The following is a 1,101-nucleotide window of genomic DNA, read 5'->3' as shown; positions in this document are numbered from 1 at the left end:
TCAGAACTCCACGACGGCTCTGATGGATTTGCCCTCGTGCATGAGGTGGAAGCCCTCGTTGATCTCCTCGAGTTTCAGCTTGTGGGTGATCATCGGGTCGATCTCGATCTTGCCGTCCATGTACCAGTCGACGATCTTCGGCACATCCGTGCGCCCGCGTGCGCCGCCGAAGGCCGTGCCGCGCCAGACCCGCCCCGTCACCAGCTGGAACGGCCGCGTCGCAATCTCGGCCCCCGCGGGTGCGACGCCGATGATGACGCTCTCGCCCCAGCCCTTATGCGCGCATTCCAGCGCCTGGCGCATAACCGTCACGTTGCCTGTGGCGTCAAAGGAATAATCCGCGCCGCCGCCGGTGAGCTCCACCAGATGCGCCACGATATCGCCGTCCACCTTCTTGGGATTGACGAAATCGGTCATCCCGAAATGGCGGCCCATCTCTTCCTTGTCGTCGTTGAGATCCACGCCCACGATCTGATCCGCGCCCGCGAGCCGCAGGCCCTGGATCACGTTGAGACCGATGCCGCCCAAACCGAACACCACGCAGCGCGACCCGATCTCGACCTTCGCGGTGTTGATCACCGCGCCGATGCCGGTGGTCACGCCGCAGCCGATATAGCAGATCTTGTCGAAGGGCGCGTCCTTGCGCACCTTAGCCAGAGCGATCTCGGGCACCACGGTATGGTTGGCGAAGGTCGAGCAGCCCATGTAGTGATGAATCGGCGTGCCATCGAGCATCTTGAAGCGCGTGGTGCCGTCGGGCAGCAGGCCCTGGCCCTGGGTCGCGCGCACCTTCTGGCAGAGATTGGTCTTGGGGTTGAGGCAGTACTCGCATTCGCGGCACTCGGGCGTGTAAAGCGGGATCACGTGATCGCCCACCTCAAGGCTGGTCACGCCCTCGCCCACCTCGACCACGACGCCCGCGCCCTCGTGGCCCAGGATCGCCGGGAAAATCCCCTCCGGATCGTCGCCGGACCGCGTGAACTCGTCGGTGTGGCACAGGCCCGTCGCCTTCACCTCCACCAGAACCTCGCCCGCCTTCGGGCCCTCAAGCTCAACCTCCATGATCTCAAGCGGCTTGCCCGCCTCAACAGCGACCGCGGC

1 protein-coding gene is annotated in these 1,101 nt (G+C 64.9%); it reads right to left on the bottom strand.

The genetic code is table 11. The annotated features are described in order from the left end of the window. Positions 1 to 1,101 (bottom strand): S-(hydroxymethyl)glutathione dehydrogenase/class III alcohol dehydrogenase (locus tag EZV60_RS18950; protein ID WP_245306370.1); only part of this gene is annotated, 1,101 nt, incomplete at its 5' end.

The sequence above is a fragment of the Roseovarius aestuariivivens genome (assembly GCF_004761875.1).
Lineage (GTDB): Bacteria > Pseudomonadota > Alphaproteobacteria > Rhodobacterales > Rhodobacteraceae > Roseovarius > Roseovarius aestuariivivens.
The sequence above is the reverse complement of the archived record's forward strand: the minus strand, read 5'-3'. Positions and strand labels throughout refer to the sequence as shown.